The following is a 25519-nucleotide window of genomic DNA, read 5'->3' as shown; positions in this document are numbered from 1 at the left end:
CGAGGGGCCGCGCTGGCCGTCAGCGGGCGGCGGCGCCGCGGCCGACCGCCGCCTTTAAAGCCGCGATATTGCCTGCATAATGCGCGGACCCGCCCTTGAAGGCGGAGGAGCCGGCGACGAAGACATTGGCCCCGGCCTGCGCCGCAAGTTCCGCCGTTTCGACCGTGACACCGCCATCGACCCCGATATCGACCGGACGGTCACCGATCAGCGCGCGAATGCGGCGGATCTTTTCCAGCGTCAGCGGCAGGAAGGCCTGGCCGCCGAAACCGGGATTGACGGTCATGACCAGAACCTGGTCGGCCGCGTCCAGGCTGTAGCGCAGGGTTTCTTCCGAGGTCGACGGGTTGATCGCGATGCCGGCCTTGAGGCCGAGGCCGCGGATCGCCTGCAGCGTGCGATTGAGATGCGGGCAGGCTTCGACATGGACGGAAATCCGATCCGAACCTGCCTTCGCATAGGCTTCCAGATAGCGGTCCGGCGCCTCGATCATGAGATGGGTGTCGATCGGGCAGCGGCTCACTTGGCGCACCGCTTCGATGACGCCTGGTCCAAAGCTGATATTGGGCACGAATAGGCCGTCCATCACGTCCAGATGCAGCCAGTCGGCGCCGCCGGCTTCAATGGCGCGGGTCTCTTCAGCGAAGCGGCCGAAATCGGCGGAGAGGATGGACGGATTGATGATCAGAGGGCGTGTCATGCCTTTAGCATATCGCCTTCGCGCGCGTGGCGACAGAGGGCAACGCCGTGCCGCAGTGCGGCATGGGAATTGCTTGATTCAGGGCTTGCCAGCCGTTCCTCCCGCAGGCAGCGTGCGGCGGCTTTTCGTGTCCATTAGGTTTCAATATGACCTCACATCGATTTCCTGCTGCAGGCTTTTCCCTTGTCGGGTGACGCTGGCATCAAGCTCGCGATCCGTCACCTGAACCATAATTTCGGGTCCTTCCGCGCGCTCAGCGACGTCTCGCTCGATATTCGGGATGGCGAATTCGTCTGCATCCTGGGTGCCTCGGGATGCGGCAAAAGCACGCTCTTCAACGCAGTCTCCGGCCTGCTCGACATATCCGCCGGACAGATCCTGCTCGATGGGCAGAGCATTGCGGGCAAGCCTGGCCAGGTCGGCTATATGCTGCAGAAGGACCTGCTGCTGCCCTGGCGCACGGTGCTCGGCAATATCACGCTCGGCGCCTCGCTCACCCGCGGCGCCAGCCGCGCCGATCGTGAGAAAGCCGCCGAACTCGCAACCCATTACGGGCTCGGCGACTTCCTCCGCCACTACCCGCGCGCCCTCTCGGGCGGCATGCGCCAGCGCGTCGCGCTGATGCGCACCATCGCCGCCGGACGCGACGTCATGCTGCTGGACGAGCCTTTCGGCGCGCTCGACAGCCAGACCCGCATCGGCATGCAGCAATGGCTGCTGGACGTGTGGCGCGAGTTGAAGCGCAGCGTGATGTTCGTGACCCATGATGTGGACGAGGCGATCTTCCTGGCCGACCGCGTCGTCGTCATGCTGCCCAAGCCCGGCCGCATCGGCTGGATTCTGGATATCCCGATCCCGCGCCCGCGCCGGATGGACTGCCTGACCTCGGATGTCTTCGTCGATATCAAGCGCCAGATCATGGAAATGCTCTACAGCCAGGCGACGCTGCATGGCGTGCCTGGCGGGCTGAAGGTGCCGGCATGAGCAACGAGACCTCCACCTTCCGCGATTACGCGCGCCATGCTGCCCTCTGGGTCGTCGCCATCGCGCTGATCTTCGTCGCCTGGGAACTCGTGCTCGTCGTCACTGGCCTGCCGGCCTATGTCATCCCGCCGCCCGGCAAGGCGATCGCCGTCATCTTCAATAATCTGCCGATGATGCAGCAACTCACCTGGCAGACGCTGGGCGAGACCTTCTACGGCTATATCGTCGGCGCGCTGCTCGGCCTGGCGCTGGCCATCATCATGGGGCAGGTTCCCATCATCCATCGCCTGCTCTACCCGGCGCTGGTGACCTCGCAAGCGGTGCCGATCGTCGCCATCGCCGCGCCGCTCGTCATCATCTTCGGTTTCGGACTGACGCCGAAACTCATCATCGTCGCCTGGATCGTCTTCTTCCCGGTGGTGGTGAATGTGCTCGACGGTCTCGCCAGCGTCGACCAGGATCAGGTCAATCTCGCGCGACTTCTGGGCGGCACGCGCATCCGCACCTTCCTGATCGTGCGCCTGCCGGCCTGCATCGGTCCGCTGTTTTCGGGCCTCAAGATCGGCGCCTGCTATGCCGTGACCGGGGCCGTGATCGGCGAATGGACCGCCTCATCCCATATCGGCCTCGGCACCTATCTGCTCACCGCCAATGCGCAGATGAACACCGCCGGCGTCTATGGCGCCATGCTGCTGCTCACCGCGATCGGCATCGGCTCCTTCATCCTGGTCGTCATCGTCGAGCATTTCGCGACACCCTGGCGCACCAGGATGACGGCGCCGTCCTATTTCGGCGGCAACGTGCCCACCCCCGCTACCCCTCCCAAGCAAAAGGTCTGAGATGAAGCCTTTCCGTATCCTCGCGCGGCTGCTCGCTTCCACGGCCGCCGCCGGCGCCCTCATGCTGGGCCTGCCAAGCCTGACGCCCAAGGCGAATGCCGCCGACCTCACCAAGGTGACGCTGGTCTATGACTGGGTGACCCCGGATTTCGAGCTGATCCCGACCGCCGTCGCGCAGGCCGAGGGCTTCTACAAGGCCGCCGGCCTCGATGTCTCGACCGTCTTTCCGCCGAACAACTCGACCACCGTGCGCATGCTGGGCTCCGGCCAGGGCGATATCGGCTTCGATCCGGTGACGGACGTCGCCTTCGCGGCCGCACAGGGGATTCCGCTCGTGTCGGTCGCCGTCTATTCGCAATCGAATAATTGCGGGCTCATCGGCCGGCCCGGTGAGCCGATCGATCTCTCCACCCTCAAAGGCAAGAAGATCGGCATCTATACCGACAGCTGGACCAAGGCGATGATGCCCTACATCCTGCAGAAGGCCGGCGTGACTGAGAACGACGTGCAGCAGATCATCGCGACCGATGACGACATTCCCATGCTGCTCACGAAGAAGATCGACTACGCCACGAACTGCTCCAACTACGCACTCGCCGACGTCATCCCCACCATCCACCAGGAACCGACCATGCTGCTCGGCCCGGCAGGCGGCATGCCCGATGTCCCGGTCTGGGATTTCACGGTGATGAAGGACTACGGCACGGCTCATGCCGCGACCATCAAGGCCTGGCTGGCCGCGACCCAGAAGGGCATGGCCTGGGCCAGCGCGCACCCGGATGAAGCGGTCGCAGACCTGCTGAAGCTGTACCCGGCGGCGGGTGACAAGGCCTATAACGCGGTCGGCTGGAAGGCCACCATTCCGCTGCTCAAGGGTCCGAACGGCTACCTGACCCAGACCGACGCGCAGTGGGACGGTATCGCGAAAGCCCTCGCCGATACCAAGCAGATCGACAAGGCGCTGCCGGCCGGCACCTATTACACCAACGCCTATCTCAACTAAGCGACTGACCTGACCATGGCGCCACGCCGGATTATTCTGGATTGCGACCCCGGCGTGGACGATGCCGTAGCCATTCTTCTCGCCCTCGCCGCCCCTGAGGCGGTGAGGGTCGAGGCGATGACAACCGTCATCGGCAATGTCATGCTTGACCGCACGACCGCCAATGCGCTGCGCATCCGCGACCTGGCGGGCCGCGGCGATATCCCGGTCTATGCCGGCTGTCCGCGGCCGATCATGGCGCCGATTGAGCGCAAGCAATCTGTTCACGGCGGCGACGGCCTGGGCGATATCGGTCTGCCCGCAGCGGCAAGCGCGGCCGAGGCTGAGCATGCCGTGGATGCCATCATCCGCCTTGTCCGGGACAATCCGGGGGAGATCACGCTCTGCCCGATCGGGCCGATGACCAATATCGCCCTCGCTGTGATCAAGGCGCCCGATATCGCGCCGCTGATCCCCGAGATCGTCTTCATGGGCGGCTCCGCCTTCCGGCCCGGCAATTCGACGCCGAACGCCGAATTCAACTTCATGATCGACCCGCATGCGGCCCAGATCATGCTGACGGCCGGCATCCCGCTGACCATGTTCGGGCTCGATGTCACCGCCCAGGCTTTGATCACGCCGGACTGGATGGACAAGGTCGAAGCGGCTTCGGGGTCTATCGGCCGGGCTGCGGTCGCCATGCTGCGCGCCTACGGCCACGGCGACCCCTGCCTGCATGACCCCTGCGTCATCGCCCATCTGATCGACTCGACGCTGTTCGACGGGATCGATGCCTGGGTCGAGGTCGAGACGACCGCGCCCCTCACCCGCGGGCAAAGCATCGCCGCCGTACAAGCCCGCCACCGGCCCGGCCGCGCGCCCAATTGCCGCGTCATCACCAGCCTGGACAGCGCCCGCCTGTTCGATTTGCTGGCGGAAAAGCTGATCAGCCTGGGTTGATGGACAGGGTGCCACGACGGCCTTGCGAATAGGCGGCCGCCGCGCCAATCTTCAGTCCATGGATGGAGTCATCAGCCTCTCCAGCGTCCGCGACGACCGTTTCTGGGCGGTGATCGCCTCTGTCGGGCGTACCCGTCGCATCGCTGAGATATTTTCAAGCCGGGAAGCGGCGCTGGCCGACCGTGCCTGGCGCGAGGCGCAGATCAGGGCCTATGCGGGCTTCCTGCGCTCCAGCCGGCAGCCGCCGCCGCAGTATACGGTCGAAGCCATGAAGCGGTCGGATCTGCCCAAGACCTGGCGTCCCTTGCCCGCGCTCGGCTTCCTCCGCGGCCAGTTCATCTGACCGCAGGTCGCTGCGGTCTCATAGGCTGCCTGCAAAGGCACTGCGGATGGCCACCGCAGTGCCTTCTCAAACGGTCTCTCAGATCAGCGGATCGTAATCGTCATCCTGATCGGTGACGCCGCCATTGGCCGGCGTCGGGCCTGATTGCAGCGCATCGCGCGCCGCCCGGCGCTGATGCGCGGGGCGCGGCGGACGCTTGCGCTTTTTCTTGCCCCCGGTCGGCGCGCCATTATGCGCAGCCGGTTGCGGCGCCAGTGGCGGGGCCGAGACGGCGATGGCTGATTTGGGCAGCGGACCGCCGAGATAAGGATCGTAATCCTCGTCCTCCACAACCGGCGCCCGTACCGGCATGGCCGGCTGAGGCGCCCCCGGCTGAGGCGACGCCGCCTGCGGTGCCCGCAGGATCGGGCGCGGTGCGGCCGGTTGCGATGCGGCCGGCTGAGACGCGAATGATGCGCGCAGAATCGGACGGGGTGCGGCGGCAGGCGGCGCTGTGGGCTCTGCGGCCTTAGTGACGACCTCCGCCTTGGCTTCCACCGCAGGCGCGGGTTCGGCCGCCGCTGCGGGCGCCTCACCCTTGGTCTCCGGCGTGACCTGCAGATCAAGGGCCGACTGGGACTCGGCCACCGCTTTTGGCTTGCGCCGGCGGACAGCCGCTACCGGCTCAGCTGCGGATGGCGCAGGCGCGGCCGGGGCGGTCGCGATCGACTTTTTTGCGCGCCGGGGCTTCGGGGATGTGTCTGCGGTGACAGGCGTGTCCACCGGCACCGCTTTTTTGCGGGCCGGTTTTCGCGCCGACGCAGCCGGCTCAGGCGCGGCCGGCTCAGGCGCCCCCGGCTCAGGCGCGCCCGGCGGGGATGCAATCGGTTCGGGCGCAGACGCCGTCTGCGCGGTCACGGCTTTTGCCGCCTTGGTCCGGGCCGCACGGCGCGGTCGCGGCGCCACGTCCGGCGCGTCGTCCTTCACCTCGTCCATCTCATCCTCCGCAAGCGCATCCTCCTCGACGATCTCGTCCAAAGGCACTGATTCGTACGCCGGCTCATCTGCCGGCTGCAAAACCAGGCGCGGCACAGTCGCGGCACCGGGCCTGCCCGCCACCAGGGCGCTCAGCAGTCTGTTCAGCGCGGCGGCAAGCTCAGCTGCGGCCGTGGGCGCCAGTTTATGATGGGAGAGATAGGCCGCCAATATCCTCTGGGCGGCGACCGCCGCCGGCGGCTGGGTCAGGGACGAAATCTCGGGAAAAGAAGGCACGTGTCCTGGCTCCGAAGTCAGTAGAAGTCTGCCGCATGTTTTGGTCCAGCCCTTGTCCCAGGACCAGCCCTTTCGGGTCAATGCCGTGATGGTTTCGCGCGCCAGGCCGAAGATCCCGGGCCTTTCCCACGCGGCCACCGTAGCGATGTCCCAGCATACCGGCGGTTTTGTGGCCCGATTTATTCCTTTTTAAGAAATTCCTCCATGCGGGCAACCTCCGCGTCCAGGCCGCGCGTAAAATCCCGGCCGCGCGGCGCCGCGCCAATCCAGCCGTGATCGAGGTCAAGACGCCCCTCGACGACGCGCACATTCACCCAGCCCAGCATCTGATCGCGCCAGAGCAGCGGCAGGGCATAATAGCCGAATTGTCGTTTCGGCGGCGGCGTATAGGCTTCAAACCGATAGACCCAGCCCCAAAGCTGGGCGAAGCGCCGCCGGTCCCAGACCAGCGGATCGAAGGGCGCCAGAAAGCGCACGCCGCGCGGCATCGGCGCATCCTGGCTCATGCCCGCGGGCCACAGATAGGTGTCCTGCGCGACGCTTGCGCGCTCCACTTCGCCGGCGGCGAGCAGCCGGTCGAGGGTCGCGGCAAAATCGCCCAGCCCCGGCGCGCCGCGGCGCAACAGGGCGAAGAGCCCGGTCAGGCTGGGGCGGGAGATGGGCGCGAAAATCTCCAGCAGCCGCAGCAGCAGCCGGCGTCGGCGCTCCTCCGCGGGCAGCATCCCCTGCGGCGCGGCGGCCGCGCCATAGATGCGAATGCCGTCCTGCCGCCGCACCACGCGCAGCAGGCCATGATAATGCAACTTGTGCAGAACCTCGGTGGTTTGCTTGGAAAATCCACCCCAGGCATTGACCGCACGGTCGCGCCCGAAGATCGTTTCCAGGTCACGCGGATGGGTCTCGCGCCGTTCCGCGACCAAGGCCAGCACCTCGGCCGCCAGACCCCGCGGCCGGTAATCGGCCGCCGGATCGTCGGCATCGGGGCGCGGATGCAGCAGCCGCATCGTCTCCGGCGGCATGAAGCCATAGGCGTAGAAAAAATCCTCCTCCAGACCCAGCCGCGTGAAGCGCCGCTCCAGATCGCCGGGGCGATAGCCCGTGACCCGCTGGCGCAGAATCAGATCCTGCGCCCGCGCCGGGGCGCGAATCGGGTCTGCCTGGACGAAGCCCATCCGCTCAACCGTCGCGCCCAGGCTGCCCAGCGCCGGCAGCGCCTGCGCAATCGCCATGCGGCGCAATCGGGTGGCCGGGTCCATCATCGCCGCGTACCGTGCATCGCGTCCTCTATGCCTACCGACGCGCGCAGGGTTCAGGCGGCGTCCATCTCGATGAGCGATAGATCCACAGGCTGCAGGGAAAACCAAACCGGATCGGGATTGCGGGCGGTCGCACGAAGCATGGGCTTGATGGCCGAGAGCAGATCGTCGATCGAGCGGAAGGGCGTCATCGTCTCCTCCCCATCTTCGGTGCGCATGACCAAGCCCATGCCCGGTTTGGACAGGCGGGCACCCAGTACCGCCCGCCGCTCGGCCACCGGCTGGGATGGCGCGGGGGCCACCGGTTTTGGGACCGGCGGTTGCGCCGTCATCGGCGTCACCGTGGCCGGGGTTTCAGGCACCGTTCTCTCCCGCGCCGGCTCGACCGGCCCGAAAGGCATGATCACGCGCGGGCCGGCAACGGGAGCATCCGCCAAACCCGCCTCCAAGCCGAGCCCGAGCCCAAGCCCGAGACCGGGCTGTGCCGACAGGCCGGCGGACGCGACCGGGTCCACGGCGTCTGCGGCAGACCCGGCCAGACCACCCTTCTCCGTCCCGCTGCGCCGCAGCTTGGCGAGCAGGCTGTAGATATTGGCCGCCGTGCAGCCGAAATCGGCCGCGATTTCCCGCACGGCGCGGTGTTCGACATCCACCAGATGCAAAATCCGCGCGTGGTCCTCTTTCTTCAGCCGCGCCATGCCACCGTCCTTTTGCGTTCCGAGGTCAAACAAGAACATAGTAGGAACATGCGAAAGGAACGACGCGCGGTCAAGCCCTAACATCGGCCCCTGACATCGGGCCCTGACCTCGGGCCCAGACGGGAAACTCTAACGTGAAGCCCAAAGGTCAGGCGCTGAGCTGAAGCCGCAGGCGCGCGCACCAGGACGGATGCGCCTCAGTCCGCCCAGCGCTTGGCCGATTGGCCGCCGCCTGCTTCAACCCCGCCCGCTTGCATCCCGCCTGCGCTTTCGGGCCTGGCCCGCGCGGAAGATCCGGCCGGCGTCGGCTCCACGAATGGTTCATCGGCGATCGTATCGCTTGCCTTCGTCCTGGCCTGCACGCCCGCGGTCGCGTGGGATGTGAACACCGCGTGGATGAGGGAGATGAGCTGAGCCGAATGATAAGGTTTGAGCAGAAGCGGAAAGCGCGTGGGGGCGCTCTCCACGGCAGGACTATAGCCCGAGGTCAGCAAGACCTTGATCTCGGGCCGCAGAGTCCGCGCCGCCTCGGCCAGCGCCAAACCATTCATGGCACCGGGCATGACCACATCGCTGAACAGGAGGTCGATCCGCTCCGGCCCTTGCAGACACAGCATGGCCTGCGCAGCGTCGGCCGCCTCCAGCGTCGCGAAGCCAAGTCCGCGCAGCGTTTCCACGGCGACCGCGCGCACCGACGGCTCATCTTCGACCACCAGCACCACCTGGCTGGCGGTCCCGGTCAGGCGCGGTGCGGCGGGGGCCTTGATGGACACGCGTTCCGGCAGAGGCTCCGAGCCCGGCAGGATCATCTCCACCGACGTGCCGCGTCCCGGTGCGGTTATGATGCGAAGTTCCCCGCCCGATTGCTTGACGAAGCCATAGACCTGACTCAGGCCGAGACCCGTCCCACGACCGATGCCCTTGGTCGTGAAGAAAGGCTCCACAGCCTTGGCCGCGGTGGCGGCATCCATCCCGGCGCCGTCGTCGCGCACACTGACGCGCAGAATGGGACCGGTCGGCATCTCCGCGAAGCCGCCGAGATTGACGTCGTTCCGGGTCGCGACGACGATACTTCCACCGTCGGGCAGCGCATCGCGGGCATTGCCGACCAGGTTGAGGATGGCCGCCTCGAACTGACCGGGATCGAGCAGCACGGGGCAGACCTCAGGGGCCAGATCCATCAGCACCGTGACGCGCTCATTGGCGGCCCGGCGCAGCAAGGGCACGAAATCCAGCAGATTGCGGTTGATGTCGATCCGCTCGGGTCTGATCGGCTGCCGCCGGGAAAAGGCGAGCAGATTGGCGGTGATATCGGCGCCCCGCTCGGCCGCGGTTCTGATATTGCCCGCGAGCTTCTGCACGGTCTGCGTCGTGTTGCCGCGCCGCTCGAGCATTTCGGCGCAGCCCATGATGACGGTCAGCAGATTGTTGAAGTCATGCGCCACGCCGCCGGTCAATTGGCCAACCGCTTCCAGCCGCTGGGCGCGCAGCAGCGTCTGCTCCGCCTGCGCCCGGCCTGCGATGGCCGTCCGCGCCTGTGCCAGCGCTTCCTCTTCCCGCTTGCCGCGCACCAGAGCGATCCAGGATATTCCCACCAGAACCAGGGTGATCGGAAGGCCCACGGCCAGATGCCCCAGCACGGCCCGCCGCCAGGCTGCAAGGATTCCGGCATTCGTCATGCCGGTCACGATATACAGCGGAAAACCGGCGACCTTGCGAAAGGCGATGTAGCGCAGCCCGCCGGTCGCGCCGACCGCCTGCGCGGGCACGGTCACCAGTCCGGCCGCGGGCGCGCGGGCGGCGGCGGCGGCGAAGACCGCCGAATCGATGGACAACGTGCGGCCGGGCGTCTGATACCGCGCGAGTTCGGCACCGTCCGACCGGACCAGGGTCAGCAGCTCGCCGCTGCCGAACGGCGCTTCATCGTCGATCATGCCCCCGAAAACCGATTGGAAGAATCGCGGGGACACGATGAGATTGATGACACCTCTGGTCTGGCCGGCGCTGCTGATCCAGCGGCGTCCGAAGCCGAAAAAGGGCACGCGAAAGATCGTACCGGCATGGACGGGGCTGACATAGAAGCCCGTTTGCGTTGCCAAGGCACCCTGGAAGAAGACGCGTCCGGCGAGATTGATGCCCGATGGCACCGGATAGACCGTTGCGCTCACAAGAGGGGTGCCATGGGCGCTGATGACCATGATGCTGTCGATCTCGGGCACATGAACGACCCTGTCCTGCAGCAGCTGATGCAGGTGCAATTCGTCGGCCGCAATGTCTTGCGTCGACATGTCGGCGAGCAGCGTATTGATCTCGGCCGCAATCCGCGCCTGTTCGCCAAAAGCGCGTTCGGCGATGCCGCCGGCGACCTCGGTCACGCGCCGCAGATGCGCCTGCGCCACCTCCCGCTCGACCCGATAGTCATAGCCAAGCGTCAGGGCGATCAGAATGACCGGCAGGAGCACAGATGCCACCAGCAATATGCGCAGCATCTGGACAGTGCTTTTATGACCCGCCACGCGCACCACATTCTTATTCTTAATGACTATTTAATATAGCACATCACATCTCGTAAATCAGCGCTCATATAATCGGGTTACTCTTATGTTTTGTTGAACGAAACGACATTGCCCCCTCCGCGCGCACGGTTTCCGCCCGGTAAATTCGTCATGCTATGGTTGGACGATGAGCAAGATGCGCGACACGAGGTCCAGCCGGCGAGGATCGGCCAGCGCCGAGTCGGGCCGGGCAAGGCAGGGCCACGCAAGGCCTGGCGTTCTGGCCAGCCTGACCCTGGGCGCGATCGTCATCCTGAGCGGCCTGTTCTTCCTCGTCCTGCACGGCGCTTCGCTGACACAGGTCCGCGCCGATGCCATCGGCGGTCCTTTCACCCTGACCGATGACGCCGGCCACAACCGCCGCAGCCAGGATTTCCAGGGCCGCTTCCAGCTCATCTATTTTGGCTATACGACCTGCCCGGATGTCTGCCCGACGACGCTCGCGACGATCACCCAGGCGCGGGTCCTGCTGGGGCCGGCCGCGGCCCGCATCGTGCCGATTTTCATCACCATCGATCCGGCGCATGACACGCCGGCCGTCCTGCAGCGCTATCTGCGCGCCTTCTCACCGTCGATTGTCGGCCTCACCGGCACACCGGCCACTTTGGCCGCTGTCGAGCGGCGCTATCATGTGACCGTCATCAGCCAGTCCGCCGGGCTGAACCACAGCGCCGCGCTTTATCTGATGGGTCCCGACGGCGCCTTTCGCACCGCGCTGTCGACGACGCAAACCCCCGCCGCGCTGGCCCAGTCCATCACGGCGGCGATGCGCTGATTAACGTTTGGTCAGCGTCATGCCCGCGATCGGCTGTATGGGGAAGGTCATCACGGTGCCGTTGGGGGCTGCGGCGAAGCGCGCATATTGTCGTAGATCCCGCGACGCGGCACGCCCCCTAAAACTCTGAACGCGTGATTATGCGCTGTTGATTCCCGCTGAGATCTGACCCGGGCATTCCATCGAGAATTGACCCATGTTTCAACGTGCTTCCGTCGAGTTTTGACGGAGGCGCAAGGAGTGTTGGACATGGCATTTCTGAGCATCATTCGTCGCTGGCACCTGCGCGAGCATGTGCCGATCCGCGAGATCTCGCGCCGGATGGGCGTATCGCGGAACACGGTGCGCAAATATCTGCGGGCCGGAACGGTGGAGCCGAAGTTCAAGGTTCCCGATCGGCCGAGCAAGCTGGATCCGTTCTCGGAGCAGCTGACGGCCTGGCTCAAGCGGGAGGCGGGACGATCGCGCAAGCAGAAGGGCACGCTCCGTCAGCTCTACTTGGATTTGGTCGCCCTCGGCTACGAGGGCTCCTACAATCGCGTGGCAGCCTTCGCAAAGGTCTGGCGGGAGGAATGCCAGCGACTACAGCAGACTAGCGGGCGGGGCACCTTTGTGCCTCTGGCTTTTGCGCCGGGCGAAGCCTTCCAATTCGATTGGAGCGAGGACCACGCCGTGATCGGCGGCACGCGCGTCAAGCTGCAGGTCGCACATACCAAACTCAGCTACAGCCGCGCCTTCATTATCCGCGCCTACCGGCTCCAGACCCATGAGATGCTGTTCGACGCGCATAATCACGCGTTCAGAGTTTTAGGGGGCGTGCCGCGTCGCGGGATCTACGACAATATGCGCACCGCGGTGGACAAGGTCGGTCGAGGCAAGGCGCGCACCATCAACCTGCGCTTCCAGGCGATGACCAGCCATTATCTCTTCGAGCCGGAGTTCTGTAATCCGGCCGCGGGCTGGGAGAAGGGACAGGTCGAGAAGAACGTCCAGGATGCCCGTCATCGCCTCTGGCAAACGGCGCCGCCCATGGAGACCTTGAGCGCGCTGAACGACTGGCTTGAAGACCGCTGCCGAGCCCTGTGGGGGCAGACGCCGCATGGCCGCGAGCCCGGCACGATCGCTGATGCCTGGGCCGAGGAGGCGAAGAGCCTGATGCCTTTGGGCCGCCTCTTTGACGGCTTTGTCGAATACACCAAGCGGGTGTCACCGACTTGCCTGGTCCATCTGGAGCGCAGTCGTTACAGTGTGCCTGCATCCTTCGCCAATCGGCCGGTGAGCTTGCGCGTCTATCCGGAGCGAATTGTCGTCGCCGCGGAAGGACAGATCCTTTGCGAGCATCCCCGTATCATCGACCGTTCTCATGAGGGCCGAGGGCAGACCGTTTATGACTGGCGCCATTACCTCTCGGTCCTACAGCGCAAGCCCGGGGCCCTACGCAACGGAGCGCCGTTCCTGGAACTGCCGGATGCCTTCAGACGCCTGCAGCAACACCTGGGGCGTGCCCCTGGCGGCAATCGGGAGATGGTCGAGATCCTGGCGCTTGTCCTGCACCACGACGAACAGGACGTCCTGGCCGCCGTCGAGCTTGCCCTGGGGGACGGGGTTCCCTCCAAAACCCATATCCTCAACCACCTTCACCGCCTGATGGATGGCAAAACGACGATCCCGCCCGCCATCAGGGCACCGCAGGCCCTGGTGCTGACCCAGGAGCCGATCGCCAATGTCAGCCGGTATGATAGCCTCCGCCAGGACGGGGAGGCTCGCCATGCGTCATGACCCCGCCAGTGCCGCCCTCGTCATCATGCTCCGCAGCCTCAAGATGTATGGCATGGCGCAGGCGGTCGAAGACCTGGCGCAGCAGGGCGCCCCGGCCTTCGAAGCCGCCGTGCCGATGCTCTCCCAGTTGCTGAAGGCTGAGACTGCCGAGCGCGAAGTCCGCTCCATGGCCTATCAGCTCAAAGCCGCGCGCTTCCCAGCCTACCGGGACCTGGCCAGCTTCGACTTCTCATCCAGCGAGATCAACGAAGCGCTCATCCGTCAGCTCCATCTCTGCGCCTTCATCGAAACCGCCGACAACATTGTGCTCGTCGGCGGTCCCGGCACCGGCAAAACCCATGTCGCCACGGCGCTTGGCATCCAGGCGATCGAGCATCACAAAAAGCGCGTCCGCTTCTTCTCGACCGTCGAACTGGTCAACGCTCTTGAGCAGGAGAAGGCGCAAGGGCGCGCTGGCCAGATCGCAGGGCGTCTCATCCACTCCGATCTCGTCATCCTCGATGAGCTTGGCTATTTGCCCTTCAGCGCCTCAGGCGGCGCTTTGCTATTCCATCTGCTCAGCAAGCTTTACGAGCGGACCAGCGTGGTCATCACGACCAACCTCAGCTTCAGCGAATGGTCCAGCGTCTTCGGCGACGCCAAGATGACCACCGCGCTGCTGGATCGCCTCACGCACCATTGCCACATCCTGGAGACCGGCAACGACAGCTTCCGCTTCAGGAATAGCTCCGCCCAGAAAACCCAAAAGCGAAAGGAAAAGACCCCTCCCTTGACGGCGCCTTGACGCTGAAAACATAAATCACCCGGGTCAATTCTCGATGGAATGCCCGGGTCAGATCTCAGCGGGAATCAACACCATGTCTTTCGCGATCGATCCTAATCCAAAGGAAGGACTTGCTTTCGAAAAGTCCGCTGTGGCGCCGATGCTGGGGGGCATTCAGTCCCGTACACCTAAAGCACAAGGGTCCAGTCGCGATGGAGTTCTGTATCGCTTGCTTTCTTTATGAGGGCCACAGTGATGACCGATACCGGCCCGCGCATCGTTCTCTTTGCGCCACATTTTGCCGAATATTCGGTTCGCTTGGCTCTTGCCCTCAGTGAGCGTGTTAAAGTCTTACTGATCGTCGAACGAAAGAACTTGCGCGAGGAATGCAACGAGCACCTGATCGCCGAGGCGCGTAAGACAGTTGAAGTTGCAGCCTTTGACGGTTGGAGCCGCAAAGGCCGCACGCTCGCCACCGGCCTGGTGACGGCCAGGATCATTGCCTTCCGACCCGATCTGGTGCATGTGCAAGAGCAACCGGACAAGCTTCCGTCCCTCATCACATCCTGGCTCCGTCGGTTCTATCCGGTTCTGCTGACGGTTCATGATCCGCAGCCCCATACCGGTCGCGACCGGGACTATTCCATGCGCGTCGATGCCTTTCGCAAGCGCCTCCGCGCATCCGCCTCCGCATTTCATGTGCATGGCGCCTATTGCGCCGGGCAGTTAGTGCCGGAAGTCGGCGTCACGCGACCTATCACCATCACGCAGCACGGCGTCATTCTCGTGCCCGAAGCGAACCAGCAGCTGGAGCCGGAGCCTGGTCGCATCCTCATGTTCGGGCGGATGGAGTCCTACAAAGGTGTCGAGGTCCTTCTCGATGCTGCGGACATCCTTCGGGAACGCGGTGTTCCCCACCGGGTCATCTTGGCAGGCCGTGGGCCGGAGCTGGAACGCCTTCAGGCGCGAATAGCCTCCATGCCCAACGTTGAAGTCATCGACAAGTTTCTGACGCCGGCTGAAGCCGTTGACGAATTCCAGCGGGCTTGCGTCGTCGTGACGCCCTATGTGAACGCGACCCAGAGCGGTGTCATCGCAGCGGCTTTCGGCAATGAGCGGCCGGTCGTGGCATCCGCCGTCGGCGGCCTCGTCGATGCCGTGCGCGATGACATCAATGGCCTGTTGATCGAACAGGCTCGCCCTGACCGCCTGGCGGAAGGCCTTGCGCGCATAGTCATGGAGCCGGAGCTGCAGCGCCGGCTATCTGCCGGCGTGCGGGCCGCGGCACTCCGCGACTTCGCCTGGGCCTCAATCGCCGAAGAACTGGACCTGGCCTACCGCCGTCTGATCGATGCCAAGCGTTCGGCCAGATCCAGCGGCGCCCCAATGCGGAACGCTTCTCAGCCCTCCTGATCACGGGTAGTACATCCCGCGGGAACGGTGTCATGCGGTCGCTGCGGTTGTCTTCCAGGAATGGGCCAGCATTGACGTCAACATACCGGTAGTCCCCCGTTACTGGTCGGCGCCCGGCGGTCAGGCTTCAGGACAGACTGGGCATCTCACGATCCGGCACGATCGTGCTGCGGCAGGCGATGGACGATACTTTAGCAGCGTCGTCCGGGTAGGCTCCGCGTGTTTTCGGCCTGGACGACCGGGCCTGGAGCAAGGGCCAGAGGTATGGGACGATCCCGGTCGATCTTGCGCGGCGAGAGATGGGGTGGTGCTCGAACGCGGGCTTGGCAGGGCTTGATATTCGAGAGGTCGTGCGGATTTTGTTATGAACTGTGACGCATGAGAGAGCATGGCAAAGGTGCTACCGCATGGATGACCTCGCTGAGCCGGGTCTCGCATCCCTTTACGCGCCGATCGCCGATGCGCGGGGAAGCTTCGTCTTGGGTCAGCTCGGTCAATCGCTGGATGGCCGCATCGCGACGCCCACCGGACATTCCCGGACCATTGGCGGCCCCGAGGCAATCGTCCATCTGCATCGGCTGAGGGCCTTGGTCGATGCCGTCGTGGTTGGGGTCGGCACGGTGACCACGGACGATCCGCAACTTACCACACGGCATGTGGAGGGACAGAGCCCGGTGCGTGTCATCATCGACCCCAATGGCCGGCTGCCGCATGACGCGCTGGTATTACGGGAGGACGGTGTGCCCTGCATCGCTGTCCAGTCCCGCCATGTCGCGCGTCCGCCGCGGGTCGAGGCCTTGCACATACCCTCGTCCGACGGTCGCATCGATGTACACGCTCTTATCGCGGCGCTGGCGGACCGTGGGCTAAGGCGTGTCCTGGTTGAAGGGGGTGCCCACACGGTGTCCGCCTTCCTGGCCGCAGGCGCGCTGAACAGGCTTCATATCTGCGTGTCGCCGGTCATCATCGGCTCCGGGCAGACCGGTCTCTGCCTGCCGGAAATCGCGCGGATGGAGCAGGCCATGCGTCCGTCTTGCACGACGCATCGGCTGGGTGGAGACGTGCTGTTCGACTTCGATCTCGACTAGTCGCTCAGTCCAGGCGGTGCAGAAGGCCCGCAACCGTGTGGGCCGTGCTCTCCCATTTCGGCAGCATCGCCCCTGCACGCCGAGCGGCCGCTGCGGCGCGCTCCCGCGCCGCATGGTCTGTCAGCAGACGGCGCAGCGCCATCGCGAGCGCGGCTGAATCCTCAGGCGGTACCAAGGCTCCGGCATCCTGGGGGACAGTAGCGGGGATCGCACCCGCAAGCGTGCCTATCACCGGCAGCCCACAGGCAAGCGCCTCGGCAAAAGCCATGCCGTAACCCTCATGCAGGCTCGCCAGCACGAAGAGATCCGCGGCAGCATAGAGCGGGGCAGTATCCTCCACCTCGCCCGCAAGCGTGATCCGCGTCTGCAATGCCTGTGCATTGATCTGGACTCTCAATGCCTGGACTGTCTCCGGCGCGCGATCCAAACTGCCGACGATCGTGCAGCGCCAGCTGAGGTCACGCAGGGCAGAAAGCGCCGCAACAAGGGTCGCATGGCCTTTGCGTGGGGTAACGCTGCCTACGGACAGGACATGCGGCGGATCACCGCGCCGCACGGCCGGCGGTGCGGGGTCGGTGCCGGGAGGCGCCACGACCAACCGCTCCGGCAAGACGCCATAGGTTTCCCGGAGGCTATGTGCGGTCGCCTCGCTTGTGGCGATGACGGCGCGGGCATGCCGCAATGCGTCGCGCTCTGAAAGGACGAATTCAGCCGGCGCCATAGGCTCCAGCGCGAGAGGATGGTGGACGAGGGCGACGAGACGCAGACGGCGTCCCTCGGCCGCGGCCAGACCAGGCATGGCGCCGAAAGCCAGACCATCGATGATGACGGTGGCATTGTCCGGCATGGCGGCCAGAGACAAGGCGGCAAGGTCCAGATCGCCAAGCGTGGGATAAGGGAAGCTGCCGGGCCAAGGCAGGTGGCGGAGGCTAATCCCCTTGTCGCGCAGGCCTGCCATCAGCCGTCTGTCATAGGCGTAGCCACCGGTGCGCGTATCGAGGTCGCCCGGGATCGCAAAGGCGACTTCCGCATCCCGCCGGTCAATCAAGATCAGCCTCGTACCAGCCTCTTGCGATATGGGATTCGCTCAGTGTCACGCGCATGCGCGTAATACCCTCGGCATGCGCACCCAGCGCGCCCTCGCGGCGCGACGCGGCCAGCCGGTTGAAGATGGTCCAGGCAAGAAACTCCGTGGTCGTCACCTGTCCCGCCAGGGCCGGATCGGTGTCGAGATTGGCGTAGTTGAGCGGCTTGAGAGCCTCGCGCAAAGCGTCCAGGGCGCGGCCGATATCGACGACGATATTGTCCGGCGAGAGGACAGGGCGAAAGAACGCGACATCGACGACGAAAGTCGCACCATGCAGCCCCTGAGCCGGCCCAAAGACCGCGCCGGGCAGGCTATGGGCGATCATGATATGGTCACGCACTTCGACAGCGAACACGGCATTCACTCCGGCTGATAGAGGACACGATGGAACAGAGCCCCCGGACGGCTTAGCAAGGCTGGCAGCCGGGTGGGTAAAGCATCGAAGGCCGTCTCCTCGCGCACGAGACAGTCCAGCCGCTCATCGGAGGCCAGTGAAAGCGCCAGGTTCAACCGGCGTGCGTGGCTCCATCGCACGCGGCGGGACGGGGAGACCGTACCGACCTGCGAACTCCGCAATGACAGTCTTTGACTGTGAAAAGCGCCGCCAAGCGATAGTGTGACCGATCTGTCACCATACCAGCTCAACTCTGTGATGTCCGCCTCAAATCCCGCAAGCGACAATGCGAGCGTGAGTCCGTCGCTGCTGCCCGACGCGTGAATCACCGCGTCGCAATCACGCGGGGCGTCAATCCCCAGAGCAAAGCGCACGCCCAAGGACTCTGCGATCGTGGCGCGCTCTGCGTTGATGTCGATCAGCGTCACCTCGGTCCCTGGAATTCGGCCACATAACCACGCGGCAAGGCACCCGATCGTGCCTCCACCCACGACGGCGATCCTGTCGCCAATTCGGGGGGCCAAATCCCAGGTTGCGTTCAGCACCGTCTCGATCTGTGCGGCAAGAACGGCGCGGGCTGTTGGCACCTGGCTTGGAACGGCAATCGCGGCCTCTCCGGGCACGGTAAACAATGTTTGATGCGGATAGAGGCAGAAGACCCGCTGGCCGATCCGGTCCCTTGGACCTTCTATAATAGTGCCGACGGCTGCGTAACCGTATTTGACCGGAAAGGCGAAATCGCCCTCCTGGAACGGGCAGCGCATCCGCGCCCATTCATCTTCCGGCACATGGCCCGTAAAGACCAGCGCTTCGGTTCCCCGGCTGATGCCGCTTTGCAGCGTGCGAACCAGTACGTCACCATCCTGCGGTGCTGTGACATCCATGGCGCGGATTTCTGCTTGCTCCCGCGCTGTCATCCAAAGCGCGCGCGCCGAATGGGTGACTGGATTGCGGATCACGCCTGTTCCAGTAGTTTTGCGGAACGAGAAACAAGAAATTCGGTGCGTATGATGTCTGCTGAAACCAAAGAGCCGATCGTCGCCGAGGAGCAGCGGCTTTGGACAAGGCGCGCCGTCGTTCTGGCGCTGAACCTGGCCAGCTGGCTGGGGCTTGGGGTCCTCATGGCGCGTATCATTGGCAGCGCCGGCTGGTCATGGGCCGGTGTGACGATCATGGTTCTATATCTCATCGCCTTACCCTGGACCTTGCTCGCCTTTTGGAATGCCGCCATCGGCTTCCTGATCATTCGCGTCCATAATTCTCCATCATGCTACACGAATCCCGCACTGGACGCGACGCCAGCTGACGCGGAAATTATATCCAGAACGGCCCTTTGCATCTGCATCCGTCATGAAAACGTCCTCGGCGTTCTGGCACGAATTGAAGCCATGCGTGACGACCTGGATGCCACGTCGCCAAATGCACCAATAGAATTTCATGTCCTGAGCGACAGCACACGGCCAGCGGTCTGTGCCGAGGAGCAAGCGGCCTTCGGTCATGATCCTCGGCTCCACTACCGCCGTCGCAGCGCGAATATCGGTTACAAGGCGGGAAACCTCCATGAATTCGCGATGACCCATCTGGGCCGCATCGATTTCATGATTGCGCTCGATGCCGACAGTGTCATGTCCGCTGCCGCCATCCTGCGGCTTGTGCGGGTGATGCAGGCCAACCCCAATCTCGGCATTCTTCAAACCCTGGTGACGGGGCGTCCGGCGACCAGTCCCTTTGCCCGTATTTTCCAGTTTGGCATGCGCCACGGGATGCGCACCCATACAACCGGCATAGCCTGGTGGCAGGGTCCAAGCGGCCCGTACTGGGGTCATAATGCCATCATACGCCTGCGCCCCTTCGTCGCGCATTGTGCATTGCCAGTTTTGCCCGAGGGACTGCCACTTGCGGGTCATATCCTCAGCCACGATCAGGTGGAAGCCGCACTGATGCGGGCCGCAGGCCTGGAGGTTCGCGTCATAGCGGATGAATTCGGCAGTTGGGAGGAAAATCCGCCCCGCCTGCCGGACTTCATCCGCCGCGACTTGCGTTGGTGCCAGGGCAATCTTCAATACCTGCGCCTGCTTTGCAGGCCAGGCTTCCGTCCTATGGGCCGCTTCCAGCTGTGCAACGCAATCGCGATGTATCTGGGCGCGCCCGCCTCCATCCTGATGCTGACAGTCGGCGTCGCCAACGGTCTGACGGGCGTGCAAGGCCATGTCCCCCGCACGCTCGCATTCGGGCTTTATTTTGGGATGTTGATCCTGGGCTTTGCACCGCGCCTGCTGGGTGTCGTTGATATTCTGCTGCGGAAGAAGGAGCGGAAGCGTTGGGGCGGCGCTATGCGGATTCTGGCGGGTGCCGTCACTGACGGCCTGTTCAGCCTGATGATCGGCCCGGTAATGATGGTTGCACAATCATGCTTCATGTTCGGATTGTTGTTCGGATATCGCATTGTATGGGACGCGCAGCAGCGTGAAGACGGCATTGTGCCGCTCCGGGAAGCTGTCGGCGGCCTATGGCCGCAGTTTTTACTCGGACTGGCGTTTGGACTGGCGATCTGGCATGTGGCGCCGGGAGCATTGCTATGGGCGATCCCAACCCTGGCAGGATCGCTCCTCGCCATTCCCTTTGCCTGTGTCACGGCTAACCCTCTGCTCGGCGCCTGGATGCGCCGCGTCGGCCTATGTGCCGTCCCTGGGGAATGACATCGCGGGGCTGCTCCGCCTGGATGCCTATGCCGGAAATTTGTGTTGTTGGCGATCCGGTCGGTACCCACGTCGCTGTCATCTCAAAACGAAGGGAGGATACTATGCGACTTCAAACCTTAGTCTTGGCAGGCGGCATGCTTTTGGCTCCGGCGGCCTTCGATGCCAGCTTCGCGCAGAGTGCCGCGGTGAGCGAGAAGACATTCGATTGGATTTTCTTCGCGATCGTGTTCATCCCTTTTCTTCTTGCCCTCATCCAGTTGATCTTTCCCGATTGGCTAGAGCCGCTGGTCCGTGAACGCCGCACCGACATTGCGACCCCGGTAAGGCCGCTTTCTGATCGGGTGTAGGCTATCAGTCCGGCGGCCGGTTTGGTGACGCCGCGGCCTCAGCACTATGCTTGCCGCTGCCAGATTGGCGGCGGAGGTATTTGTCGAGATCCGGGGCAAGCTGCATTATCTTTGGCGCGCGGTGGATCAGAACGGGGGCGTGCTGGACATCCTCGTCCAGCAACGGCCGGACACCGACGCGGTAAAGCGTGTCTTTCGGAAACTGCTCGCAGGCCGGACCGACGTTCCCTCGCTCAGGCTTTCAGAGCGTCCTTCAAGGCTTTGGCCGGCACAAAGCTCACTTTGCGGGAAGCCGGGATATCGATGATCGCCCCCGTGCCCGGATTGCGCCCCTGACGGGCAGGCACATCCTTGACTTTGAACTGTCCGAAGCCCGGTAGCACGGCATCTTCGCCGGCAACGGCCTTTGCAGCCAGCGTTGCGATCGAGGCCTCGAGGATCACCTTGACCCCTTCTTTTGCCATGCCGGTATCGGCGGACACGGTCGCAATCAAGTCGCTGAAGTTCATATCGAGTTCCTTAGGTTAAGGCTAGCGTCCGAAGCGGCCCAGCCGCATTGCGGATGCGGCAACCTGTTTGCACCGATCAATGGGGCTTTTGCTAGGCGGCCGGGCAATCTTGATTTTATGCAGTTCGCTTCATGGGTGGCGAGCCAGCCAGCGGCCAAGACCATGAACAGTGCCGAGAGTCGATTGACTCGTCGGACGCCGCCACGCGTCAGTCTGAGACGGCAGCGGCCCGGACCTTCACAGCCATGCGTAGTTTCCGAGTCTGCTGCTGGCGCGGCTCCGGGCGTTATCCTCTGCCTCTGCAGGCTCTGGTCGCGTCGCTCGCCGGGCGATGATGCCGGTCATCCTGACCGCATCGCATAGAGCAGAGCCGCCAAGTCACAAAGGGCCGATACCATGGACGACCTAATCGCGTCGACGCGAGGCCTTCAAGACCTAAATGGCGGCTCGATGGCTGTCGGACCAGGCTGGACATTGGACACTGATGAATTGCGGCGGATGAACGCCTACTGGCGCGCCGCCAATTACCTCTCCGTCGGGCAGATCTATCTCTATGACAATCCGCTCCTGCGTGAGCCTTTGACGATGGCGCATGTCAAACCGCTAGTGGTGGGGCATTGGGGGACGACCCCCGGTCAGAACTTCATTTATGTGCATCTCAACCGCGTCATCAAGAAGCACGACCTCGACATGATTTATATCGCCGGGCCCGGCCATGGCGGCCCGGCGATCGTCGGGAATGTCTACCTTGAAGGGACCTGGAGCGAGGTCTATCCGAATGTTACCCAGGACGAGGCCGGTCTGAAGAAACTGTTCAAGCAGTTCTCCTTTCCCGGTGGCATCTCCAGCCATGTTGCTCCGACAACACCCGGATCGATCCATGAAGGCGGTGAGCTCGGCTACTCGCTCAGCCATGCCTTTGGCGCTGCCTTCGACAATCCAGACCTGATCGTCGCCTGTGTCATCGGTGACGGCGAGGCAGAAACAGGCCCGCTGGCGACCGCGTGGCACTCCAACAAGTTCCTCGATCCGATCACCGACGGTGCCGTGCTGCCGATCTTGCATCTGAACGGGTACAAGATCAGCAATCCGACGGTCCTCGCCCGCATCGAGCATGACGAGCTGGACGCATTCTTCCGCGGCTGCGGCTGGGCCCCGCATTTTGTCGAAGGGGACGACCCGGAGACAATGCACGCCTTGATGGCATCCGTCCTTGAACAGGCCATCGGCGACATCAAGCAGATTCAGACGGCCGCGCGGGCGAGCGAGGTTGCCACCAGGCCACGCTGGCCGATGATCGTTCTCAAATCACCCAAGGGCTGGACCGGCCCGAAATTCGTAGATGGGCTGCCGGTCGAAGGAACCTTCCGCGCCCATCAGGTGCCGCTGCTGGTCGACCACGCGCATCCCGACCATGTCGCCCAGCTCGAAAGCTGGATGAAAAGCTATCACCCCGAGGAGCTGTTTGACGAGAACGGCCGTCTGATCGCGGAACTCGCCGAGTTGGCGCCGCAGGGGGAGCGCCGGATGGGGGCCAATCCCCACGCCAATGGCGGCATCCTGCTGCACGACCTGCACATGCCCGATTTCCGCCTGCATGCGGTGCATGTTCCCTCTCCAGGCGCGGTGGATGCACAGGATACCCTTGTGCTTGGCAGTTTCTTCAAGGACATCGTCCAGCTCAACCGAGGCAATTTCCGCATCTTCGGGCCGGATGAGACGCTGTCCAACCTGCTCGGTGCGGTCTTCGAGGTCACCGACCGACAGTGGGACGCGGCAACCGTCGGCAATGACGAGTTCCTCGCGCCCGCCGGCCGCGTGCTCGATTCGATGCTCAGCGAGCATCAATGCGAAGGCTGGCTGGAAGGCTATCTGCTGACCGGACGACACGGGCTGTTCAATAGCTATGAGGCCTTTATCCGCATCATCGATTCGATGTTCAGCCAACATGCCAAATGGCTGAAGGTCACGGCAGAACTGCCCTGGCGCCGCAAGATCGCCTCCCTAAACTATCTGCTCGCTTCGCATGTCTGGCAGCAGGACCATAACGGCTTCACCCATCAGGACCCCGGTTTCCTTGACCATGTCATCAACAAGAAGGCCGACATCGTGCGCGTCTATCTGCCGCCCGATGCCAACTGCCTGTTGTCCACCTTCGATCATTGCCTGCGTAGCCGGCATTACGTGAATGTCGTCGTTGCCGGCAAGCATGCCCTGCCGCAGTGGCTTACGATGGACGAGGCGGTCGTGCATTGCACGCAGGGTCTCGGCATCTGGCAATGGGCGAGCAACGACCAGGACAGCGAGCCGGACGTGGTCATGGCAAGCTGCGGCGACACGCCGACGCTAGAGATCATGGCGGCAGTATCGATTCTGCGCGCGCATCTGCCTGAGCTGAAGATCCGGGTGATCAATGTCGTCGATCTGATGAAACTGCAATCCTCTAGCGAGCATCCCCACGGTCTTAGCGAAACGGATTACGATTCCCTCTTCACCAAGGACAAACCCATTCTCTTCGGCTTTCACGGTTATGCCTCCCTGGTGCACCGTCTGACCTATCGCCGCACCAACCGCCAACTGCATGTGCGCGGCTACAAGGAAGAGGGCACGATCACCACCGCCTTTGACATGCGGGTGCAGAACGACCTCGACCGCTTCCATCTGGTTCAGGATGTCGTCGACCTCCTGCCGCAACTCGGCAGCAAGGGCGCCTACCTGAAGCAGAGCGCACGGGACAAGCTTGTCGAGCACAAAATCTACATCGACCAGCATGGCGAGGACCTGCCCGAGGTCCGCAACTGGAAATGGGGCAGTGCCATATGAGCACGCAAGCGCTCATCGAGACCGCGCGCGAACTGGTAGGCGCCGGCAAGGGCCTTCTTGCCATGGACGAGAGCAACCGCACCTGCAACAGGCGATTCGCCGCTATCGACATTCCGCAGACCGAAGATGCGCGGCGCGCCTATCGCGAACTGCTCATCACCACGCCCGACTTAAGCGACAGCATCAGCGGTGCCATCCTGTACGACGAGACCATTCGCCAGCGAACGAAAGGCGGCATTCCCTTTGTCAAGGTACTGACCGATGCCGGCATCATTCCCGGCATCAAGGTCGATACCGGCGCCCAGGATCTAGCGGGCCGCCCCGGAGAGAAGATCACCGAGGGTCTCGATGATTTACGTCGCCGGCTCAAGGACTATGCCGAGCGGGGCGCCCGCTTCGCCAAGTGGCGCGCGGTGATCACCCTGGGCGAGGGCTTGCCTAGCCGCGGGTGCATCGAGGCCAATGCGCAGGCGCTGGCCCGTTACGCGGCGCTTTGCCAGGAAGCAGCGGTGGTTCCCATCATCGAGCCGGAGGTTCTGATGGCGGGCGACCACATGTTGGACCAATGCCGGCAGATTACCGAGGAGACGCTGCACAGCGTTTTCAATCACTTGCACAGACAAAATGTCGTACTTGAGGGCGTCATCCTGAAGGCCAACATGGTGCTTCCGGGATTGAGCTGCCCAAGGCAGGAGAGCGTGGCGGCGGTGTCTGCCGCCACTGTGCAATCTCTGCTCAGGGTTGTCCCCGCCGCCGTTCCGGGGATCGCGTTCCTGTCGGGTGGGCAATCCCCCGAACTCGCCTCGGATCGTCTCAATGCCATGAACCTCATTGCCAGGTCCCTGGCCTCGCGGGTTCCCTGGCCACTGGTATTTTCTTACGCGCGCGCGATCCAACAACCGGCCCTGGCGATCTGGCAAGGCAAGGAGGCGAACGTCGCGGCGGCACAGGATGCTCTCGGCCATCGCGCCCGTTGCAACCACGCCGCACTCAGAGGTGACTACAGCGCCGCCATGGAGCCAACATGACCGCTGTTCCAAAGGCGCTGCTGAGCCTCTCTCTCGTCCGCCATGGGCAGACCGAGACGCCGCTTTCCGGCCAACATAATGGCACGACCACTATCCCCTTGATCCTCAGCCACAATCCGACGCACCCGGAAATCCGCGTGATGGCGCTATGGCACCCACCCCGGCCCGCTCTGACCGCCACCTTGATGCGCCCAGGAATTGGTCGCGACCGTCATCCACCAGGGCAGGCCTGAGGGCGCGCCT

The 25519-nt window shown here is 64.0% G+C and carries 25 protein-coding genes; 16 read left to right on the top strand and 9 right to left on the bottom strand.

Translation table 11 applies throughout. From position 1 onward, the window contains the following. Positions 1–19 precede the first annotated feature (19 nt). Entirely contained in the window at positions 20–700 is a 681-nt protein-coding gene (gene rpe, locus AC3G7M_RS10355) for a ribulose-phosphate 3-epimerase (protein ID WP_489211748.1), read from the bottom strand. A 183-nt stretch (positions 701–883) separates the two neighbouring features. Between rpe and AC3G7M_RS10350 the strand changes: the two genes are divergently transcribed. From AC3G7M_RS10350 to AC3G7M_RS10330, 5 genes are read left to right on the top strand one after another with little or no spacing between them, the layout of a single operon-like run. Further along, positions 884–1684, top strand: a complete 801-nt coding sequence (locus AC3G7M_RS10350; protein ID WP_489211746.1) for an ABC transporter ATP-binding protein — start codon at positions 884–886, stop codon at positions 1682–1684. Beyond that, complete coding sequence (locus tag AC3G7M_RS10345) at positions 1681–2523, top strand: ABC transporter permease (protein WP_489211744.1); 843 nt, start codon at positions 1681–1683, stop codon at positions 2521–2523. Before AC3G7M_RS10350 ends, AC3G7M_RS10345 begins: the two co-directional genes overlap by 4 nt. A 1-nt stretch (position 2524) precedes the next feature. Next, entirely contained in the window at positions 2525–3526 is a 1002-nt protein-coding gene (locus AC3G7M_RS10340) for an ABC transporter substrate-binding protein (RefSeq protein ID WP_489211742.1), read from the top strand. A 15-nt stretch (positions 3527–3541) separates the two neighbouring features. Next, positions 3542–4465 carry a nucleoside hydrolase gene (locus AC3G7M_RS10335; protein ID WP_489211740.1) on the top strand — a complete coding sequence of 308 codons (924 nt, stop codon included), beginning with the start codon at positions 3542–3544 and terminating at the stop codon, positions 4463–4465. Between the two features lie 58 nt (positions 4466–4523). Then, positions 4524–4808 carry a hypothetical protein gene (locus tag AC3G7M_RS10330; RefSeq protein ID WP_489211739.1) on the top strand — a complete coding sequence of 95 codons (285 nt, stop codon included), beginning with the start codon at positions 4524–4526 and terminating at the stop codon, positions 4806–4808. Positions 4809–4886: 78 nt separating this feature from the next. Here AC3G7M_RS10330 and AC3G7M_RS10325 read toward each other — a convergent pair whose 3' ends face one another. From AC3G7M_RS10325 to AC3G7M_RS10310, 4 genes are all read right to left on the bottom strand, one after another. Then, positions 4887–6059: a hypothetical protein gene (locus tag AC3G7M_RS10325; RefSeq protein WP_489211738.1), complete on the bottom strand. Its 1173-nt coding sequence runs from the start codon at positions 6057–6059 to the stop codon at positions 4887–4889. 179 nt (positions 6060–6238) lie between these two features. Then, positions 6239–7318, bottom strand: a complete 1080-nt coding sequence (locus AC3G7M_RS10320; protein ID WP_489211736.1) for a DNA glycosylase AlkZ-like family protein — start codon at positions 7316–7318, stop codon at positions 6239–6241. Between the two features lie 50 nt (positions 7319–7368). Then, positions 7369–8013 carry a hypothetical protein gene (locus tag AC3G7M_RS10315; RefSeq protein WP_489211734.1) on the bottom strand — a complete coding sequence of 215 codons (645 nt, stop codon included), beginning with the start codon at positions 8011–8013 and terminating at the stop codon, positions 7369–7371. Positions 8014–8210: 197 nt separating this feature from the next. Next, positions 8211–10502, bottom strand: a complete 2292-nt coding sequence (locus AC3G7M_RS10310; protein ID WP_489211732.1) for an ATP-binding protein — start codon at positions 10500–10502, stop codon at positions 8211–8213. Positions 10503–10704: 202 nt separating this feature from the next. Between AC3G7M_RS10310 and AC3G7M_RS10305 the strand changes: the two genes are divergently transcribed. The 5 genes from AC3G7M_RS10305 to AC3G7M_RS10285 all read left to right on the top strand — a co-directional run bounded on the left by AC3G7M_RS10305 (position 10705) and on the right by AC3G7M_RS10285 (position 16386). Beyond that, positions 10705–11343: an SCO family protein gene (locus tag AC3G7M_RS10305; RefSeq protein ID WP_489211730.1), complete on the top strand. Its 639-nt coding sequence runs from the start codon at positions 10705–10707 to the stop codon at positions 11341–11343. Positions 11344–11592: 249 nt separating this feature from the next. Further along, the gene (gene istA / locus AC3G7M_RS10300) at positions 11593–13122 is read left to right on the top strand and encodes an IS21 family transposase (protein ID WP_489211728.1); all 1530 of its coding nucleotides are present in this window, start codon (positions 11593–11595) and stop codon (positions 13120–13122) included. Then, entirely contained in the window at positions 13112–13906 is a 795-nt protein-coding gene (gene istB / locus AC3G7M_RS10295) for an IS21-like element helper ATPase IstB (RefSeq protein WP_489211727.1), read from the top strand. Before istA ends, istB begins: the two co-directional genes overlap by 11 nt. A 234-nt stretch (positions 13907–14140) precedes the next feature. Continuing rightward, positions 14141–15298: a glycosyltransferase family 4 protein gene (locus AC3G7M_RS10290; RefSeq protein ID WP_489211725.1), complete on the top strand. Its 1158-nt coding sequence runs from the start codon at positions 14141–14143 to the stop codon at positions 15296–15298. Positions 15299–15705: 407 nt separating this feature from the next. Then, a complete protein-coding gene (locus AC3G7M_RS10285; RefSeq protein ID WP_489211723.1) occupies positions 15706–16386 on the top strand; it encodes a RibD family protein in 681 nt (226 codons plus the stop codon). Positions 16387–16390: 4 nt separating this feature from the next. Here AC3G7M_RS10285 and AC3G7M_RS10280 read toward each other — a convergent pair whose 3' ends face one another. The 3 genes from AC3G7M_RS10280 to AC3G7M_RS10270 are packed head-to-tail and all read right to left on the bottom strand — an operon-like array spanning position 16391 to position 18826. Continuing rightward, positions 16391–17434 carry a glycosyltransferase family 4 protein gene (locus tag AC3G7M_RS10280; protein ID WP_489211721.1) on the bottom strand — a complete coding sequence of 348 codons (1044 nt, stop codon included), beginning with the start codon at positions 17432–17434 and terminating at the stop codon, positions 16391–16393. Beyond that, the gene (locus AC3G7M_RS10275; RefSeq protein WP_489211719.1) at positions 17427–17828 is read right to left on the bottom strand and encodes a 6-pyruvoyl trahydropterin synthase family protein; all 402 of its coding nucleotides are present in this window, start codon (positions 17826–17828) and stop codon (positions 17427–17429) included. The genes AC3G7M_RS10280 and AC3G7M_RS10275 overlap by 8 nt, the downstream gene beginning before the upstream one ends. Positions 17829–17833: 5 nt before the next feature. After that, complete coding sequence (locus tag AC3G7M_RS10270) at positions 17834–18826, bottom strand: zinc-dependent alcohol dehydrogenase (protein WP_489211718.1); 993 nt, start codon at positions 18824–18826, stop codon at positions 17834–17836. Between the two features lie 48 nt (positions 18827–18874). Between AC3G7M_RS10270 and mdoH the strand changes: the two genes are divergently transcribed. The 3 genes from mdoH to AC3G7M_RS10255 all read left to right on the top strand — a co-directional run bounded on the left by mdoH (position 18875) and on the right by AC3G7M_RS10255 (position 21223). Beyond that, positions 18875–20566 (top strand): glucans biosynthesis glucosyltransferase MdoH, encoded by a 1692-nt coding sequence (gene mdoH, locus AC3G7M_RS10265; RefSeq protein ID WP_489211716.1) that lies wholly within the window; start codon positions 18875–18877, stop codon positions 20564–20566. 104 nt (positions 20567–20670) lie between these two features. Continuing rightward, a complete protein-coding gene (locus AC3G7M_RS10260; protein WP_489211714.1) occupies positions 20671–20916 on the top strand; it encodes a hypothetical protein in 246 nt (81 codons plus the stop codon). A 46-nt stretch (positions 20917–20962) separates the two neighbouring features. Then, positions 20963–21223 carry a DDE-type integrase/transposase/recombinase gene (locus AC3G7M_RS10255; protein ID WP_489211713.1) on the top strand — a complete coding sequence of 87 codons (261 nt, stop codon included), beginning with the start codon at positions 20963–20965 and terminating at the stop codon, positions 21221–21223. Here the strand turns inward: AC3G7M_RS10255 and AC3G7M_RS10250 are convergent. After that, positions 21150–21425 carry an HU family DNA-binding protein gene (locus AC3G7M_RS10250; protein WP_489211712.1) on the bottom strand — a complete coding sequence of 92 codons (276 nt, stop codon included), beginning with the start codon at positions 21423–21425 and terminating at the stop codon, positions 21150–21152. The genes AC3G7M_RS10255 and AC3G7M_RS10250 overlap by 74 nt on opposite strands. A gap of 498 nt (positions 21426–21923) precedes the next feature. Between AC3G7M_RS10250 and AC3G7M_RS10245 the strand changes: the two genes are divergently transcribed. The 3 genes from AC3G7M_RS10245 to AC3G7M_RS10235 are packed head-to-tail and all read left to right on the top strand — an operon-like array spanning position 21924 to position 25509. After that, a complete protein-coding gene (locus tag AC3G7M_RS10245) occupies positions 21924–24248 on the top strand; it encodes a phosphoketolase family protein (RefSeq protein ID WP_489211710.1) in 2325 nt (774 codons plus the stop codon). Further along, complete coding sequence (locus AC3G7M_RS10240) at positions 24245–25276, top strand: class I fructose-bisphosphate aldolase (protein ID WP_489211709.1); 1032 nt, start codon at positions 24245–24247, stop codon at positions 25274–25276. Before AC3G7M_RS10245 ends, AC3G7M_RS10240 begins: the two co-directional genes overlap by 4 nt. Further along, positions 25273–25509, top strand: a complete 237-nt coding sequence (locus tag AC3G7M_RS10235; RefSeq protein ID WP_489211707.1) for a hypothetical protein — start codon at positions 25273–25275, stop codon at positions 25507–25509. Before AC3G7M_RS10240 ends, AC3G7M_RS10235 begins: the two co-directional genes overlap by 4 nt. The last annotated feature ends 10 nt before the right edge of the window (positions 25510–25519 follow it).

It is taken from the genome of Acidisoma sibiricum, assembly GCF_057837225.1.
The sequence above is the reverse complement of the archived record's forward strand: the minus strand, read 5'-3'. Positions and strand labels throughout refer to the sequence as shown.

Bases quoted from the DNA above. Each gene is read 5' to 3' on its own strand.
- AC3G7M_RS10235 (WP_489211707.1), top strand. From the start codon at position 25,273: ATGACCGCTGTTCCAAAGGCGCTGCTGAGCCTCTCTCTCGTCCGCCAT.
- istB (WP_489211727.1), top strand. From the start codon at position 13,112: ATGCGTCATGACCCCGCCAGTGCCGCCCTCGTCATCATGCTCCGCAGC.
- AC3G7M_RS10335 (WP_489211740.1), top strand. From the start codon at position 3,542: ATGGCGCCACGCCGGATTATTCTGGATTGCGACCCCGGCGTGGACGAT.
- AC3G7M_RS10320 (WP_489211736.1), bottom strand. From the start codon at position 7,318: ATGATGGACCCGGCCACCCGATTGCGCCGCATGGCGATTGCGCAGGCG.
- AC3G7M_RS10315 (WP_489211734.1), bottom strand. From the start codon at position 8,013: ATGGCGCGGCTGAAGAAAGAGGACCACGCGCGGATTTTGCATCTGGTG.
- AC3G7M_RS10260 (WP_489211714.1), top strand. From the start codon at position 20,671: ATGCGACTTCAAACCTTAGTCTTGGCAGGCGGCATGCTTTTGGCTCCG.
- rpe (WP_489211748.1), bottom strand. From the start codon at position 700: ATGACACGCCCTCTGATCATCAATCCGTCCATCCTCTCCGCCGATTTC.
- AC3G7M_RS10285 (WP_489211723.1), top strand. From the start codon at position 15,706: ATGGATGACCTCGCTGAGCCGGGTCTCGCATCCCTTTACGCGCCGATC.
- AC3G7M_RS10240 (WP_489211709.1), top strand. From the start codon at position 24,245: ATGAGCACGCAAGCGCTCATCGAGACCGCGCGCGAACTGGTAGGCGCC.
- AC3G7M_RS10290 (WP_489211725.1), top strand. From the start codon at position 14,141: ATGACCGATACCGGCCCGCGCATCGTTCTCTTTGCGCCACATTTTGCC.
- AC3G7M_RS10245 (WP_489211710.1), top strand. From the start codon at position 21,924: ATGAACGCCTACTGGCGCGCCGCCAATTACCTCTCCGTCGGGCAGATC.
- istA (WP_489211728.1), top strand. From the start codon at position 11,593: ATGGCATTTCTGAGCATCATTCGTCGCTGGCACCTGCGCGAGCATGTG.
- AC3G7M_RS10340 (WP_489211742.1), top strand. From the start codon at position 2,525: ATGAAGCCTTTCCGTATCCTCGCGCGGCTGCTCGCTTCCACGGCCGCC.
- AC3G7M_RS10250 (WP_489211712.1), bottom strand. From the start codon at position 21,425: ATGAACTTCAGCGACTTGATTGCGACCGTGTCCGCCGATACCGGCATG.
- AC3G7M_RS10310 (WP_489211732.1), bottom strand. From the start codon at position 10,502: ATGCTGCGCATATTGCTGGTGGCATCTGTGCTCCTGCCGGTCATTCTG.
- AC3G7M_RS10255 (WP_489211713.1), top strand. From the start codon at position 20,963: ATGCTTGCCGCTGCCAGATTGGCGGCGGAGGTATTTGTCGAGATCCGG.
- AC3G7M_RS10345 (WP_489211744.1), top strand. From the start codon at position 1,681: ATGAGCAACGAGACCTCCACCTTCCGCGATTACGCGCGCCATGCTGCC.
- mdoH (WP_489211716.1), top strand. From the start codon at position 18,875: ATGATGTCTGCTGAAACCAAAGAGCCGATCGTCGCCGAGGAGCAGCGG.
- AC3G7M_RS10330 (WP_489211739.1), top strand. From the start codon at position 4,524: ATGGATGGAGTCATCAGCCTCTCCAGCGTCCGCGACGACCGTTTCTGG.
- AC3G7M_RS10305 (WP_489211730.1), top strand. From the start codon at position 10,705: ATGCGCGACACGAGGTCCAGCCGGCGAGGATCGGCCAGCGCCGAGTCG.